Genomic DNA, 15,481 nt, shown 5'->3' with positions numbered 1-15,481 from the left:
ACTTTGGAACCGATCAATGGACCTGCGCCAACTCAAATACTTTGTTCAGATCATCGAGAGCGGCAGTCTCGCCAAAGCCTCCCGGCAGCTCTTCATTGCGCAACCGGCACTCAGTCAGCAACTGGCCAAGCTGGAGGCGGAGGTGGGCAAGCCGCTGCTGGTCAGAACGTCCAAAGGGGTGACGCCCACGGAAAACGGCACGGCCCTGCACCATCACGCGCGCTTCATGCTGCGTCAACTTGACCAGGCCCTGTCGGTGGCTCGCCAGGAAGCCGGGACGGTGCACGGCATGGTGTCGGTTGGACTGGCGGCCACCACCATTTGTGCTCTCGGTGTTCCGTTCGTGCGCAGAATCCGGGAAAAATACCCTGGCATTGTTCTCAATGTGGTGGAGGGCATGAGCGGCCATCTGCGCCAGATGATGCAGCTCGGACAGCTGGACCTGGTGATACTTTTCAGCCGCGATGCCATCCCCGAATTGCCGGCTGACCCGCTGGTCGAAGAGGAGCTGTTTGTCATACTGCCAACACACAGCCCGTTGATTGCGGAGCGGCGCGTCAAACTCAGCATCGCCGAGGCGGCCCAGCTGCCACTGATATTGCCGACCGGCATTCATGGTCTTCGACGTCGCATTACGGCTGAGTTTGAGCAACGCAACCTGTCAGCACAAGTGGTGGCCGAGATCGATTCGCTATCCCTTTTGATGGCCTGCGTTTACGACGGCATGGGCGCGACGATCAAACCGATGGCCGCCGCCTTGTTGGCAGGCCAGATGCGCGAAGGATGGCGCTGCCTGGCCATTTCAGATGCCAACATGAAGCGGCAGAACTACCTGTACACGGTGGTTCCCGAGCGGCTGTCTCCAGCGGCGGCGGCGGTTCGAGCCGAGCTCAAGGAAACCGTGAAACAACTGGTCGGGTCAGGCGCATGGAAGGGCGTGGACCTGCTTTACTGAGCGGCCGTGTGCCACCCACGCCCCGGCCCGGTGTCCAGAAGCCTACTTGACGGTGGCTACACCCGCTTTGGCCACCACCTCGTCCTGCGAGCCCGTACCGCCTGAGCAGCCGATCGCCCCGATGATCTTGCCGGCCTCGACCAGCGGGATACCGCCGCGCGAGGCAATGAGGTCATCCAGCGTCATCAGGTAGTTGAGTCCATTCTGGATGCCAGCCTCAAACGCCTTGGTTTCACGACGGTACTTGGCTGATGCGCGCGCCTTGTGAATGGCGATTTCCACCGAGGCCAACTGGGCGCCGTCCATGCGTTTGAACGACACCAGGCTCGCTCCCGAGTCCATCACAGCACACACCATTTTCCAGTTGCGGGCTTTGGACTCAGCCACCGCCGCGGCCAGCACAGCATCGGCCCGCTCCAGCGATATCGGTGTGCCATAAGGCACATCGAAAGGCATTTTTTCCGGAACGTTGTCTAGCGGATTGGGCTGTTGGGCATGGCTGGCGCTCACAGCCAGCAGAACGAGACCCAGCGAAACCAGGGTCGGGCGAAAGTTGAATGTCATGTCTGATCTCCACATTTTTATGATGCCAAGTATTGAAGCACCTGGCAGCAAGCCCGTGCCTGTATTGCCCACCTGGCAGACAGGGGCAGTCCCGGCATCCCGACGGGCGATGAAAGGATGCGTGCAATGTAATCCCGGCAAGCGCTGGCGCCCATGCAGTCCATGGCATGGGAGCATCACGATTCGTGATGGTTCAGCGGTGGCGCGACGCGCCCCTACTCGGCTATCAGGGTGGCACCCACCCAGCGTCCCCCCGAGCGCACCAACTCGCGTGCGCAGTCGGCCAGCACCACGCGGGTGGCGAGTGCCGCCGGCGAGAGTTCGTCGTCTGACAGGCTGCACAGGGCGTTGGTACGGCGGACTTGTGCGTCGGCGATCTCCGACCACTGAAAACGCTGCGCTGCATCCGCAATGCGGCCGAGTGCCGCCCACGGCTGCACGGTGCTGCCCAGCCCGGAACTCACCGTATCCATCAGCATCGCCAGCGAGTCGATTTCAGCCACCAAATGCGGCTGGAATTTGGCGCGGGCAAACGCAGCGTCCAGCGTACTGCGCAGGCCGTGCGCGCCGGTAGGCAGGATCAGGGGCACGCCTTTGAGCTGCGCCATGCGGGTGCCGCCCGGGCGCGGTTTCACGCCGGCCTCACCAAGGGCGCGGGGACCGATCAGGAACAATTTTTCTTCCAGCAGCGGCAGCACACTCCAGCGCCGGGCGGCGCCGGTGTCAAACAACACCGCCAGATCGAGCTGGCGCGCATTCAGCATGGCGGTGATATGGCCCGACATGCTTTCCACAATGTGCAAGCGCACGTCCGGATAACGCTCGCGCATGGCGCGCATCAGGGGCACGCCCAACACCGAGGCGGTGGTGGAGGCCAGGCCCACACTCACTGTGCCGGTCAGGCGCGCCTGCTGGGCGGCGCGCGCCGCCTGCTCGGTATGGCGCAAGGCCAGCTGGGCCTCGCGGAAAAAAGCCATGCCGGCCTCGGTTGCCACCACGCCTTTGCTGCTGCGCTGCAGGAGCCGGGTGGACAGCTCGCTCTCCAGCCGGCTGATTTGCTGGCTCAGGGCCGACTGGACCAGGTCCAGATCCAGCGCGGCACGGCTCATGCTGCCGAGTTCGACCACACGGACAAAATACTTGAGTTGGCGAAGTTCCATGGCGAGACGGTCAAGAACGTGGAAGGGTCATGACAGGGATAATCTCACACCTATGGACAAGCAACACATTGGGCAACGCGTGGTGGTGGGTTTGAGCGGCGGCGTGGACTCCGCGGTGACCGCCTGGCTGTTGAAGCAGCAGGGCTATGAGGTCATCGGCATCTTCATGAAGAACTGGGAGGATGACGACGACTCGGAATTCTGTTCCTCCAACATCGATTTCGTGGACGCCGCGGCAGTGGCGGACGTGATTGGCATCGAGATTGAGCACGTGAACTTTGCCGCCGAGTACAAGGACCGGGTGTTTGCGGAATTTCTGCGCGAATACCAGGCCGGGCGCACCCCCAACCCGGACATTCTGTGCAATGCCGAAATCAAGTTCAAGGCATTTCTGGACCATGCGCTACGTCTCGGTGCCGAGAAAATAGCCACCGGGCATTATGCCCGGGTGCGCCTGAACGCAGTCACCGGCAAACACGAGTTGCTCAAGGGTCTGGACCCCTCCAAGGACCAGAGTTATTTTCTGCACCGGCTCAACCAGGCGCAGCTCTCCAAAACACTGTTCCCGGTCGGTGAGCTGCACAAGACCGAGGTGCGCCGAATTGCCTTGGAGATCGGTCTGCCCAATGCGAAAAAGAAGGACTCCACCGGCATCTGCTTTATTGGCGAGCGGCCGTTCCGGGACTTTCTGAACCACTACATCGCCAAGGAACCCGGCCCGATCAAGGATGAGAAAGGCCGCACCATCGGCCAGCATGTGGGCTTGAGCTTTTACACCCTGGGGCAACGCCAGGGCCTGGGCATCGGCGGTATCAAAGCCAAAGGCGCGCAAAAAGGCGGCGGTGAACACGCCCCCTGGTTTGTGGCACGCAAGGACATGGAGAAAAACACGCTGTGGGTGGTGCAGGGGCACGACCATCCCTGGCTGCAGTCCCACAGCTTGACCGCGCAGGACGCCAGCTGGGTCGCCGGCACGGCCTCCGTCGCGGGCCAGTTCTCGGCCAAAACCCGCTATCGTCAGGCCGATGCCCCCTGCCTCCTGGCAGCCGGCGCGGGCGAGGCTTTCAGTCTGACCTTCCCGGAGCCGCAATGGGCCGTCACGCCGGGCCAGTCCGCCGTCCTGTATGACGGTGAAGTGTGTCTGGGTGGCGGTGTGATTGCGGCTTGAATTGCTATTTATTTAATAGCACACCAGGCAATATAGACGCGGGCTAGGGGCCAAAAACCTGTAAATTACTTCAACCCATGCGGGCCAGCAGGGCTTCCATGTCCTTCAGCATGAGGTCCAGACCGGCTTTCTGCGAGTCGTCGGGCCTCATGCAGGCGTCGAGTTCCTGCTCCATGAAGCACATGGTCATCCGCAGATAGGTGCTGTCCAGCGCCTTGCGCACGGCCGAGAACTGCTGTCCGATCTTGAGGCAGCTTTCGCCCTCCTCGATCATGCGCTGGACGCCCCGAATCTGTCCCTCGGCGCGACGCAGCCGGTTCAGGACATCGGTACGGGCCGCCACATCCATTAACTTGGTCATTGGTATCTCCTCAAATACAGGCGCTCAAAACCACGCTTGAGCCAATGAAACACGCGGGAGGAAGGCAGGATGATGTTGCGGTCTGGCGTGCGCCACACCAGCGTGCCCTGATCGAGGGCGTCGATGATGCAGATCAGTTCCACTTTGAAGTTGGCGTTGCCGACCTCGCCCCGCAACCCGGCCAGCAGATTGGCCGCTGCGGCAGCAGCCTGCAGGTCGGCCATATGGGCCTGCTTGGGCATCCAGTCCGGCCCGGGAAAACTGCCCGAATCTCCCACCACATAGACCTGATTTGCGCCTTCGACCCGACATTGCGCGTCGGCCTTGAGCAGCCCCCCGGGCGAGCGAGCCAGATCGGTCTGGTCAAACCACAGGTTGCCCGTCATGCCGGGCATGAACAGGATCAGGTCAGCCGCAAACGTGCCGCCCTCGGTGACAATTTTTTCGGCGTCGAAACTCTTGAGTTTGTGCCCCAGGTGCGTGCGAATATTGCGCCGCGCCATTTCATCGAGCAAATGGCGTACCGCCTTGGGACCGAGGCGGTTGCCCGGTTCCATCGAGGGGTTGAAGAACACCAGCTCGAACTTGTCCCGCCGCCCTTCGCGTTTGAGTTGCTCGTCAATGCCAAACAAAAATTCAAACATGGGCCCGCCGCGCACCGCACTGGGCTCGTTGGGATTGCCGGCAAAACCGCAGGCGATGGTGCCACCCTGCATCTGTTTAAGCCGGTCGCGGATGCGCTCGGCCGACGCAATGCCTTCACAGGGAGTGATGGCGTGCTCGATGCCAGGCAGTTTCTTGATGAAACGCCCGCCCGATGCGATCACCAGCGCATCGTTGCGCACCTCGCTCACAGCGCCATTGGCCACCACATCCACCACGCGCCCGCCTTCGCGAAGGCCAGTGACTTCAGCCGCGACATGCGTGACACGCATGCGGCGAAAAAAGTTGTCCAGCGGCACCACGAGTTGCTCGCGCGTGCGCAAGCCACTGGGTATCCAGATGATGCCCGGCAAGTAGTGCAACTCGGCGCGCGGCGCAATCAGGGTGATCTCAATGCTGGCATCCCGCTGGCGCAGTTCCCGCACGACGGACAGGGCGCCAAAGCCGGCACCGATCACGGTGACACGCCTTGATGTGGAAGCGGTCATCTTCATAGCCATACTCGCAACATTGAGTTGTCCTTCACAAATTCACTTCAACCGGGCACCGAGCGCGTCGACGACCTCAATCGTCACAGGAATGCCCTGCCCGACGCTCTGAGTCACCGTGCAATAGGACTCGAACTGTCCGAGCACGCGATCCAGATGTTCCAGAGAAGCGGCGGGAACCCCCAGCGTCAGCACCGCCTTGATGCCCAGCACGCGCAGGCGCCCCTCGGCATTGCGGCCGACGTCGGCATGCACATCGCACGCAATGGGCTCCGGCGCCTGCTTGAATTTTCGCAAGGCGAACAACAGGGAATCCGACAGGCAATTGCCGACCGCAGCGGCCAGCAGTTGCACCGGTGACGGTCCCTGGCCCGCGCCCAGCGGTGCCGGCTCATCCCCCATGAGGTCGGGAACGGCGCCACCAAAGTGGACGTCAAACTGGTAGTCCTGCTTCTGATGGAGCTGAACGTGGATGCTGGTCTCACTCATGGCGTCTCCCGAAAAAAAGCGATGAAATGCTGCCGGTCCTCAATCTCAGTTGGCGCAGCCGATTTTCGATTCGGGCACGCCGAGCTTTTTCAGGATGACGCCGAGCGGGCAAAAATTGGTGAAGCCCGACTGGAACAGGTTGACACCCACAAAAGCCGTGAAAGCCAGCGCCCATTTGCTGACGAACAGCGGACTTCCCTCGACGCCCAGCGCCAGTGAGATCATGATGAAGAGGCCGGCAAAAACGACGATGTAACGTTGAACAGTCATGGAAATACTCCTAAGAAAAAAAATGATGAAAAGGAAACGCGGGAACCTGGATGTCTGGGTATGCGATGACTCAAGTGGGACTGACGTTGACGGAATTCAAGCTGGCGCGGGATTCCATGCGACGCCGGAACAAAGCGTAATAGAGCACCGGGATGACCACGAGCGTCAGCAGGGTCGACACCAGAATGCCAAAGATCAGGGTGACGGCCAGGCCGTTGAAGATCGGGTCATCGAGAATGAAAAACGCACCGATCATGGCCGCCAGGCCCGTCAGGGCGATCGGCTGGGCCCGCACCGCAGCCGACTGAACCACCGCGTCCTTGAACGCCAGGCCCTGACTGACTTGCAGCTCGATGAAGTCCACCAGCAGGATGGAATTGCGAACGATGATGCCCGCCAGCGCAATCATGCCGATCATGGAGGTGGCGGTGAACTGGGCGCCTGTCAGGGCGTGCCCCGGCATCACACCAATGATGGTCAGCGGAATCGGCGCCATGATGACCAGCGGCGTCAGGTAGCTGCGAAACTGCGCCACCACCAGCAGGTAGATCAGGATCAAACCGACGCCATACGCCGCACCCATGTCGCGGAAAGTCTCATAGGTGATCTGCCATTCGCCATCCCACTTGATGGCGTACTGGCGGTAATGATCCGACGGCTGGCGAATCCAGTATTCACCGAGCTCGCCGGTGCCCGGCAATGCCGCGCCCGCCAGCTTGCTGCGGATGGAGAACAGGCCATACAAGGGTGAGTCCAGCTTGCCCGCCATGTCACCAAACACATAGCTCACGCCCTGCAGGTCCTTGGTGAACAAGGGCTTGTCGATGACACCACGCTCCACCTGAACCAGTTCGCTCAAGGGCACCATCTGGCCATTGGCGGCACGCAGCGGCATGGCGAGCAGGGCATCCAGACCGACCTGGGATTGCAGTGGCAACTGCAGGCGCACCGGAACAGGATACTTGGACTGCCCATCGTGCAGATACGCGGCATTCGCGCCCGACAGGGCCATGGCGGCTGTTTGCGCCACCACCGCCACCGGAATGCCCAGGGACTCGGCGCGCTGACGGCGCACTCGCAAGTAAGCCCGTGAGGCGTCTTCCTTGAGCGAGGTGTCGACACCGACGATGTCCGGCGTATCGGCAAAGGCCTTGGCAATGCGGCTCGCCACCTGCTGGCGCCCCGCTTCGTCAGGGCCATAGACCTCCGCCACCAGGGGCGACATCACCGGGGGACCGGGCGGCACTTCGACCACTTTGATGCGCGCGTTGTGGCGCAGGCCAATCTTTTCCAGATCGGGGCGCAGGCGCTGGGCAATCGCGTGGCTTTGCTCGCTGCGATGCTTCTTGTCCACCAGGTTCACCTGCAGGTCGCCCTGCTCCACCTCGGCGCGCATGTAGTACTGGCGCACCAGGCCATTGAAGGTGATGGGCGAGGCGGTGCCCGCGTAGGCCTGCAGGTTCAGCACCTCGGGCTGCTGCGCCAGAAACGCACCCAGTTCATGCAGGGTCGCCGCCGTATTTTCCAGCGCTGTGCCGGCCGGCATTTCCACCACTACCTGGAACTCGCTCTTGTTGTCAAAGGGCAGCATCTTCATGACGACCCACTGCACCAGCGTCAGACCGACCGACAGCATCAGGGCGATCAATATGCCCCCGAGCAGCAGCCAGCGTTTGCGCGCACTGTCCAGAAACGGTGTGAGAACGCGGGTGAACAGGGTCTGCAATTTCGGACCCAGGCCTTTGGGGCTGCCGTGCGCCGCCGTGGCATGGCCATGCGGTTTCATCAGTTTCAGCGCAAGCCAGGGTGTGACCGTGAACGCGATCGCCAGCGACAAGGCCATGCCGAGGCTGGAGTTGATCGGGATCGGGCTCATGTAGGGGCCCATCAGACCCGACACAAAGGCCATCGGCAACAGGGCGGCAATGACGGTCAGGGTGGCGAGAATGGTCGGGCCGCCAACTTCATCCACCGCGCGCGGAATGATCTCCTTGAGGGTGGCGTCCGGCGTCAACTGCTGGTGACGGTGGATATTCTCCACCACCACAATGGCGTCGTCCACCAGAATGCCGATCGAGAAAATGAGCGCAAACAGCGACACCCGGTTGAGCGTGAAACCCCAGGCCCATGACGCAAACAGCGTGGCCGTGAGCGTGAGAATGACCGCCGCGCCCACAATCACCGCTTCCCGCCGACCGAGGGCGAAGCCCACCAGCAGGATGACCGAGCCGGTCGCAAACGCCAGCTTCTGGATCAGCTTGTTGGCTTTTTCAGCCGCGGTCTCCCCGTAGTCACGGGTGATCGTGGTCTCGATGTTGGAGGGAATCACCGTGTTGTTCAGGGCCTTGATGCGCTCGCGCACCGCCCGCGACACATCCACCGCGTTTTCGCCAGGTTTTTTGGTGACGGTGATCGTTACCGCCGGGTACACACTGCCCGCCTGCGCCTGGACTGACGCCTTGTCGGCCGTTGTATCGATCGGCTGCGCGGCCATGCCGCCAGGGGTAAACCACACATAGCGTTGCGGCAGTTGCGCGCCGGTCTCGATACGCGCCACCTCACGCAGGTACACCGGCATTCCCCGGCTCACACCCACGACCAGGTCGCCGACGTCCTGCTCGGACCGCAAGAACTCACCGGTCTCTACCGTGAGCATCTGGGCCGACTTGCCAGCCGTGTCCAGCACTGCGCCTGAGGGCATGCCAGAGTTGGACGCTGCCAGCGACTGCTTGAGCGACTGGATATCCACACCCCGTTCACGCAGACGTACCGGGTCCAGCCACACGTGCACGGCGCGGCCCGGTCCCCCAATGGTCTGAACCTCACGGGTACCGGGGACCGCTTTGAGTTCGTTCTCCACCGCATGCGCGACCCGCTCCAGCTCGTAGGCGGGCAGGGATTCACGACTCCACAGAGTCACCCCGAGCACCGGCACGTCATCGATGCCCTTGGGTTTCACGATGGGAGTGAGCGTGCCCAGTTCGGGCGGCAACCAGTCCTGGTTGGCGTTGAGCACGTCATACAGACGCACCAGCGCCTCCGTGCGCGGCACGCCGACCTTGAACTGGACCGTCAGCACGGCCAGGCCGGGTCGCGCCACAGAATAGGTGTGCTCGATGCCCGCAATCTGGCTCAGCACCTGCTCTGCCGGACGCGCCACCATGTTCTGCACATCGACACTGCTGGCGCCTGGAAAAGGGATCAGCACATTGGCCATGGTGACATTGATTTGCGGCTCTTCTTCGCGCGGCGTCACGAGCACGGCAAACACCCCCAACAGCAAAGCGACCAGCGCCAGCAAGGGGGTCAGCGCATTGGCCTGGAAGGCCGCAGCAATGCGGCCGGAGATGCCCATGGATGGTTTCTCGTTCATGGCCATCTCACTTGGCTGCGGCAGGCGGTACCACCGGCGCCACTGTTGCGGCTGCCGCCGCTTGTGCGCCCGCCAAACCGGCTCTGACCGGATCCAGTGCCACACGGTCACCATCCGCCAGGCCCGCCACCACCTCCACACCGTCGGCCCCGTGCTCGGCCCCCAGGCGCACCGCTTTGAGCGCGAAGCCCTTGCCCGAGACGACATAGACCGCTGTCAATTCGCCGCGTCGCAGCACGGCCGCAGCTGGCACCACCATGCGAGTCGCCTGACTCCCGGCAAAACGCACGCGCACCTGCTGCCCTGGCAGGAAGGTCTTCGCGGCCTCCGCCGGCAATTCAAGACGCCACTCAATCGTTTGGGAAACCGGGTCTGCCGTGGGAACAGTCGCCACCGACACCGGACGAATCCAGCGTGCGCCGCCGTCACCACCGGGCAACAACACCTCGACCGCACCGGCTGCGTGCGCGACGCCCGAGCGGGATACCGGCACCTGGACCACAGCCCGTATCGGCAACGGCGCGTAGAGCGTGAGAAGTGGCTTGCCCGGCACCGCCAGGTCGCCCGCTTCCGCGTGCGTCTGAAGCACCCAGCCATCGTAGGGCGCGGTCACGCGGGTAAAGCCCTGCGCCAAGGCCGACTGCCTCGCCCCGGCGCCAGCCTGGTCGCGCCCGGCCTGCGCGCCCTTGAGCTGGGATTCGGCGGTATCGAGCGCCGCGGCGCTGACAAAACCCTTGGCCTGCAAGTCACGCGTCCGGTCAAAGTTGGCCTGGGCGTTGCGCAACTCGGCTTGCGCCTGCGCCACCTGGGCCTGGCTGCGCTGCACACCGGTCTGCGCCTCCCGGTCGTCAATGGTGGCCAGTACCTGACCGACCCGTACTTTGTCTCCCGCCTTCACCACGAGCGTGGCAATGCGGCCGCCGGCCTGTGCCGAAATCGTGCTCTGCTTGACTGGCTGGATCACGCCATCCAGCTCGAACCCGGTCGCCACCGACCTGGCCTGCACCTGGACCGCAGGCACCTGAATACTGCCCTGGGCTGCGGCGATGGACATGGCAAATGCACCGAACCACGGTAGGGCGTGTCGGGCGGACCGGAGAAAGTCGGGGAATGCATGTGGACTCATGTGGCACCTTAAAAATACTATGCGGAGTATATATGCATACCCCCCACAGTACAAGAACCCCATGCAAAAGGCCCTCGCAACCTGATCGCTGCGAGGGCCTGAATGCCAATCCCGACGTTCTTCAGAACGGAATATCGTCGTCCATGTCGTCAAAGCCGCTTGATGGCTTGGACTGCGCCGGGGCCTGGCGCTGCGCCGGGGCGGGAGCCGGGGGGCGTGACGCGGGTGCCGGACGCGAATAGCCGCCTCCACCGCCACCACCTTCGTCGCCGCCGGGTCCGCCCATGCCCTCGCGCTTGCCCAGAAGCTGCATTTCGGTGGCTATGATGTCTACCGTGTTCTTTTCCACGCCGGCCTGATCGGTGTACTTGCCGTACTTCAGGCGGCCTTCAACGTAAATGGGCTGCCCTTTCTTGACATACTCGCCCGCAATTTCAGCCAGCCGGTCGTAAAACGTCACCCGATGCCACTGCGTGTCTTCGATACTTTCGCCGGTATTTTTGTCCTTGCGGCGTGACGAGGTCGCCACGCTGATATTGGCGACCGCCTGGCCCGAAGGCAAATAACGAATTTCGGGGTCCCGGCCGCAGTTGCCGACCAGAATGACTTTGTTAACGGATGCCATTGTTTCTTCCTCCAGAATTTAAGACGATTATCCTGCCTTTGACGCCAGCCCCGACGCATGGGCAGCGGGAGCCCGCATCGGCCAGGCCACCAGCAGCCACAACAGCATGGCCCCGGCACAAGCGGCGAACAGGCCCTGCGCGCCAACCTGCTTCACCAGCCAGCCGCCCATCACGCCGCCGGCAAAAAGACCCAGCGACTGCAGCGTGTTGTACACCCCCATCGCCGCGCCGCGGACGTGGGCCGGTGCCACACGCGACACCATGCTCGGCTGGCTGGCCTCCAGCACATTGAAACCGCAGAAGAACACAAACAGCAGGACCGCCAGCGCGCCCACGCCGGGGGCGCCCGACGAGGCCACGGCCAGGAAACCTACCTGTACCGCGCCGATCAGGCCCACTGCGCTCAGAAACACGGCCCGCAGGTAGCCCCGTTTTTCGAGCGGGAACAGCGTGGCCCCCATGACAAAGAACGACGCCAGCACGGCGGGCAGGTAGACCCACCAGTGGTGCTCACGGGACAAACCCGCCTGCACCAGCAAGGCGGGCACAGCCATCCACATCGCCAGTTGCACCGCGTGCAGCACAAACACGCCAAGATTCAGGCGCAGCAGCGCGGGCAGGCGCAAGACCTCCAACAGACGGCCACGCGGCAGGTTTTTGTGCTGCCGTGGTTCGGGCGGCACCCACCAGATCACCACCGCGATGCCCACCAGGGCCAGTCCGCCGGTCAAGGCAAACAGCCCGGCCAGCCCGGTGTAGGCCACCAGCAATGGCGCCACGACCAGCGACAGCGCAAACATCAGCCCGATGCTCGCGCCCACCAGCGCCATGGATTTGGTACGCACTTCATCCCGGGTCTGGTCCGCCAGCAAGGCGGTCACGGCCGCCGAAACGGCACCGGCACCCTGCAGCGCCCGCCCAATGGCCAGCCAGGTGAGGCTGGGGGCCAGGGCCGCCACGAAGCTGCCGATGGCAAAAATGACCATGCCGAACACAATCACCCGCTTGCGCCCCAGCCGGTCAGACGCCATGCCAAAAGGGAACTGCAGCAGGGCCTGGGTCAAGCCATAAATACCCATGGCCAGGCCAACCAGGGCCGGATCGTCACCGCCGGGGTATTTGCCGGCTTCGATCGCAAATACCGGCAATATCAGGAACAAGCCCAACATGCGCAGGGCAAAAATGGTGGCCAGCGAAAAGCTGGCCCGCCGTTCCACCGGCGTCATCACGCCGGCCGCAACAGTGGTTTTCTCCGTCAACGGGACATCAACTTTAGGCAAAACGGGGGTCTCCAACACACAAAGCCGAGAACAGCCACGGCAACACAAGCGCTGAATTGTCCCCGATCTGACCCACACCACACCAATAAGGCGTGTCAACGAGGTGATCTTTAACTATCATGGTGGGTTTTCCCGAGCACATTCCACCTTGAACTCTCCCACCGACGGCACCGGCCTCGAACACCATCCCGACGGCAAGTACCTTGCCACGGCCCTGCAGCACCAGACCATCAGCATTCGCGGTGCGCGCACGCACAACCTCAAGAACATTGACCTGGACATCCCGCGCAACCAGCTGGTGGTCATCACGGGCCTGAGCGGTTCCGGCAAGTCAAGCCTGGCATTCGACACCCTGTACGCGGAGGGCCAGCGCCGCTACGTGGAGAGCCTCTCCACCTACGCGCGCCAGTTCCTGCAACTGATGGACAAGCCCGATGTGGACGTGATCGAGGGCCTGAGCCCCGCCATCTCGATCGAGCAAAAAGCCACCTCGCACAACCCGCGCTCGACCGTGGGCACGGTGACCGAGATCCACGACTACCTGCGCTTGCTCTTTGCCCGGGCTGGCACGCCCTTCTGCCCCGACCACGGTCTGCCCCTGCAGGCCCAGACCGTGAGCCAGATGGTGGATGCGGTGCTGGCCCTGCCGCTGGACACGCGATTGATGATTCTGGCGCCGCTGGCGCGGGAGAAGAAAGGCGAGTTCCTCGACGTCTTTGCCGACATGCAGGCGCAGGGCTACGTGCGCTTCCGGGTCAACGGGCAAGCGTACGAATTCGACAACCTGCCGCAACTCAAGAAGACCGAAAAGCACGACATCGACGTGGTGATTGACCGCATCAAGGTGCGCCCGGATTTGAAGCAGCGTCTCGCCGAGAGTTTTGAAGCCGCCCTGCGGCTGGCCGGCGGCCGTGCCATTGCCGTCGAAATTGATAGCACTCCAGGCAATGGGGACGCGGGCTACAGCCCAAAAGAGCACTTATTCAACGCCAAATTCTCCTGCCCGGTGTGCAGCTACTCCATCAGCGAGCTGGAGCCGCGCCTGTTTTCCTTCAACTCGCCGGTAGGGGCTTGCCCGGCCTGCGACGGCCTGGGCTCGCAGGAATTCTTCGACCCGACGCGCGTCGTCGCCTTCCCGTCTTTGAGCCTGGCCAGTGGCGCCATCAAGGGCTGGGACCGGCGCAATGGCTACTACTTTGCCCTGCTGGAGAGCCTGGCCAAACACTACAAGTTTGACATCGAGCAGGCTTTCGAATCGCTGCCCCCCGAGGTGCAGCAAGCCGTACTGCAGGGTTCCGGCGACGAAGACATCAAATTCAGCTACGTGATGGACTCCGGCGCCTCACAGGGCAAGAAGATCAGCAAGAAGCATCCGTTCGAGGGCATCATTCCCAACATGCAGCGGCGCTACAAGGAGACCGATTCGGCCCTGGTGCGCGAAGACCTGGCACGCTACCGCAGCACGCAGCCCTGCCTGGAGTGCGCGGGTTCCCGGCTCAGACGCGAGGCCCGGCACGTCAAGATTGGAGAAGGAACGCAGGCGCGCGCCATCTTCGAGATCAGCCACTCCACGCTGCGCGAGGCCTACACCTACTTCAACACCCTGCAGATGCAGGGCGCCAAGGGCGAGATCGCCGGCAAGGTGGTGCGTGAAATCGGCCTGCGCCTGAAGTTTCTCAACGACGTGGGCCTGAACTACCTGAGCCTGGACCGCAGCGCCGAGACCCTGAGCGGCGGCGAGTCGCAGCGCATTCGCCTGGCCTCGCAGATCGGCTCCGGCCTGACCGGCGTGATGTACGTGCTGGACGAGCCCAGCATCGGCCTGCACCAGCGCGACAACGACCGCCTGATTGACACGCTGAAACACCTGCGCAACATCGGCAACAGCGTGCTGGTGGTGGAGCACGACGAAGACATGATGCGCGCCGCTGATCACATCATCGACATGGGGCCCGGCGCCGGCCTCCATGGCGGGCGGGTCATGGCACAAGGGACCTTTGACGAAGTCAAGGCGAACCCCGATTCACTCACCGGGCAGTACCTGGCGCAGACGCTGAAGATCGCCGTGCCAACGCGCCGCACGCCCTGGCTACCTACCGTGCACGCCGCTCATGCGGCGGACAAATACAAGTCACCCCATCACGCGCCCAGCCCGGCGGCCGTGCGTCGCGCCGCACGCGAGGCCGCCCACCTGGCCACCCAGGGCGACATGCAGTCACTGCGCGTCATCGGCGCCACCGGTCATAACCTCAAGGGCGTCGATGTTGAATTCCCGGTGGGCTTGTTGACCTGTGTCACCGGCGTGTCCGGCTCGGGCAAGTCCACGCTGGTCAACGACACGCTGTACACGGCCGTGGCGCGCACGCTGTACCGCGCCCACGACGAGCCGGCGGCGCACGAAGCGATCGAGGGCATTGAGCATTTCGACAAGGTCATCAATGTCGACCAGTCCCCCATTGGGCGCACGCCGCGCTCCAACCCGGCGACCTACACGGGCCTGTTCACCCCGATTCGCGAACTGATGGCCGAGGTGCCGATGGCGCGCGAGCGCGGCTACGGCCCGGGGCGCTTCAGCTTCAACGTGGCGGGCGGCCGTTGCGAAGCCTGCCAAGGCGACGGCATGGTCAAGGTGGAGATGCATTTTTTGCCCGACGTGTATGTGCCCTGTGACGTCTGTGCCGGCAAGCGCTACAACCGCGAAACGCTGGAAGTTCTGTACAAGGGCAAGAATATCGCGCAAATCCTGGACCTCACGGTCGAGGCGGCCCATGAACTCTTCAAGGCCCTGCCCAACATTGCGCGCAAGCTGCACACGCTGCTGGACGTCGGCTTGAGCTACCTCCGGCTGGGCCAGTCGGCCACCACGCTGTCAGGCGGGGAGGCGCAGCGCGTCAAGCTCGCGCTGGAACTCAGCAAACGCGACACCGGGCGCACGCTCTACATCCTGGACGAACCCAC

13 protein-coding genes are annotated in these 15,481 nt (G+C 63.1%); 3 read left to right on the top strand and 10 right to left on the bottom strand.

What is annotated here, in order from left to right:
• The first annotated feature begins 16 nt into the window (after positions 1–16).
• Complete coding sequence (locus Q7T10_RS08000; protein ID WP_304747365.1) at positions 17–955, top strand: LysR substrate-binding domain-containing protein; 939 nt, start codon at positions 17–19, stop codon at positions 953–955.
• A gap of 42 nt (positions 956–997) precedes the next feature.
• On the opposite strand, the gene Q7T10_RS07995 is transcribed toward Q7T10_RS08000, so the two are convergent.
• Positions 998–1,519: a heme-binding protein gene (locus Q7T10_RS07995; RefSeq protein WP_304747364.1), complete on the bottom strand. Its 522-nt coding sequence runs from the start codon at positions 1,517–1,519 to the stop codon at positions 998–1,000.
• A 215-nt stretch (positions 1,520–1,734) separates the two neighbouring features.
• Entirely contained in the window at positions 1,735–2,679 is a 945-nt protein-coding gene (locus Q7T10_RS07990; RefSeq protein ID WP_304747363.1) for a LysR substrate-binding domain-containing protein, read from the bottom strand.
• A gap of 52 nt (positions 2,680–2,731) precedes the next feature.
• Here Q7T10_RS07990 and mnmA point away from each other — a divergent pair, with 52 nt between their 5' ends.
• Positions 2,732–3,847 (top strand): tRNA 2-thiouridine(34) synthase MnmA, encoded by a 1,116-nt coding sequence (mnmA, locus tag Q7T10_RS07985; RefSeq protein ID WP_304747362.1) that lies wholly within the window; start codon positions 2,732–2,734, stop codon positions 3,845–3,847.
• Positions 3,848–3,917: 70 nt separating this feature from the next.
• Here mnmA and Q7T10_RS07980 read toward each other — a convergent pair whose 3' ends face one another.
• From Q7T10_RS07980 to Q7T10_RS07945, 8 genes are all read right to left on the bottom strand, one after another.
• Positions 3,918–4,208 (bottom strand): metal-sensing transcriptional repressor, encoded by a 291-nt coding sequence (locus Q7T10_RS07980; protein WP_304747361.1) that lies wholly within the window; start codon positions 4,206–4,208, stop codon positions 3,918–3,920.
• Entirely contained in the window at positions 4,205–5,365 is a 1,161-nt protein-coding gene (locus Q7T10_RS07975) for an NAD(P)/FAD-dependent oxidoreductase (protein ID WP_304747360.1), read from the bottom strand. The genes Q7T10_RS07980 and Q7T10_RS07975 overlap by 4 nt, the downstream gene beginning before the upstream one ends.
• A 36-nt stretch (positions 5,366–5,401) precedes the next feature.
• The gene (locus Q7T10_RS07970; RefSeq protein ID WP_304747359.1) at positions 5,402–5,848 is read right to left on the bottom strand and encodes an OsmC family protein; all 447 of its coding nucleotides are present in this window, start codon (positions 5,846–5,848) and stop codon (positions 5,402–5,404) included.
• Positions 5,849–5,893: 45 nt separating this feature from the next.
• Positions 5,894–6,118, bottom strand: a complete 225-nt coding sequence (locus Q7T10_RS07965; protein WP_304747358.1) for a DUF2892 domain-containing protein — start codon at positions 6,116–6,118, stop codon at positions 5,894–5,896.
• A gap of 70 nt (positions 6,119–6,188) precedes the next feature.
• Positions 6,189–9,497 (bottom strand): efflux RND transporter permease subunit, encoded by a 3,309-nt coding sequence (locus Q7T10_RS07960; RefSeq protein WP_304747357.1) that lies wholly within the window; start codon positions 9,495–9,497, stop codon positions 6,189–6,191.
• Between the two features lies 1 nt (position 9,498).
• Positions 9,499–10,545, bottom strand: a complete 1,047-nt coding sequence (locus tag Q7T10_RS07955) for an efflux RND transporter periplasmic adaptor subunit (protein WP_304747356.1) — start codon at positions 10,543–10,545, stop codon at positions 9,499–9,501.
• 193 nt (positions 10,546–10,738) lie between these two features.
• Complete coding sequence (gene ssb, locus Q7T10_RS07950) at positions 10,739–11,242, bottom strand: single-stranded DNA-binding protein (protein WP_304747355.1); 504 nt, start codon at positions 11,240–11,242, stop codon at positions 10,739–10,741.
• Positions 11,243–11,269: 27 nt separating this feature from the next.
• Positions 11,270–12,469 (bottom strand): MFS transporter, encoded by a 1,200-nt coding sequence (locus Q7T10_RS07945; protein WP_304747400.1) that lies wholly within the window; start codon positions 12,467–12,469, stop codon positions 11,270–11,272.
• A 202-nt stretch (positions 12,470–12,671) separates the two neighbouring features.
• On the opposite strand from Q7T10_RS07945, the gene uvrA reads away from it, so the two are divergent.
• A partial coding sequence (uvrA, locus tag Q7T10_RS07940; RefSeq protein WP_370653746.1) for an excinuclease ABC subunit UvrA occupies positions 12,672–15,481 on the top strand: 2,810 nt, incomplete at its 3' end.

This window comes from Rhodoferax sp., from assembly GCF_030646845.1.
Lineage (GTDB): Bacteria > Pseudomonadota > Gammaproteobacteria > Burkholderiales > Burkholderiaceae_C > Rhodoferax.
This window is presented reverse-complemented; position numbering and strand designations above follow the sequence as displayed.

Excerpts from the sequence above, each read along its gene's own strand:
- ssb (WP_304747355.1), bottom strand. The coding sequence starts at position 11,242 with ATGGCATCCGTTAACAAAGTCATTCTGGTCGGCAACTGCGGCCGGGAC.
- Q7T10_RS07980 (WP_304747361.1), bottom strand. The coding sequence starts at position 4,208 with ATGACCAAGTTAATGGATGTGGCGGCCCGTACCGATGTCCTGAACCGG.
- Q7T10_RS07955 (WP_304747356.1), bottom strand. The coding sequence starts at position 10,545 with ATGTCCATCGCCGCAGCCCAGGGCAGTATTCAGGTGCCTGCGGTCCAG.
- Q7T10_RS07995 (WP_304747364.1), bottom strand. The coding sequence starts at position 1,519 with ATGACATTCAACTTTCGCCCGACCCTGGTTTCGCTGGGTCTCGTTCTG.
- Q7T10_RS07975 (WP_304747360.1), bottom strand. The coding sequence starts at position 5,365 with ATGAAGATGACCGCTTCCACATCAAGGCGTGTCACCGTGATCGGTGCC.
- Q7T10_RS07965 (WP_304747358.1), bottom strand. The coding sequence starts at position 6,118 with ATGACTGTTCAACGTTACATCGTCGTTTTTGCCGGCCTCTTCATCATG.
- mnmA (WP_304747362.1), top strand. The coding sequence starts at position 2,732 with ATGGACAAGCAACACATTGGGCAACGCGTGGTGGTGGGTTTGAGCGGC.
- Q7T10_RS07960 (WP_304747357.1), bottom strand. The coding sequence starts at position 9,497 with ATGGCCATGAACGAGAAACCATCCATGGGCATCTCCGGCCGCATTGCT.
- Q7T10_RS08000 (WP_304747365.1), top strand. The coding sequence starts at position 17 with ATGGACCTGCGCCAACTCAAATACTTTGTTCAGATCATCGAGAGCGGC.
- Q7T10_RS07945 (WP_304747400.1), bottom strand. The coding sequence starts at position 12,469 with ATGACGCCGGTGGAACGGCGGGCCAGCTTTTCGCTGGCCACCATTTTT.
- Q7T10_RS07990 (WP_304747363.1), bottom strand. The coding sequence starts at position 2,679 with ATGGAACTTCGCCAACTCAAGTATTTTGTCCGTGTGGTCGAACTCGGC.
- Q7T10_RS07970 (WP_304747359.1), bottom strand. The coding sequence starts at position 5,848 with ATGAGTGAGACCAGCATCCACGTTCAGCTCCATCAGAAGCAGGACTAC.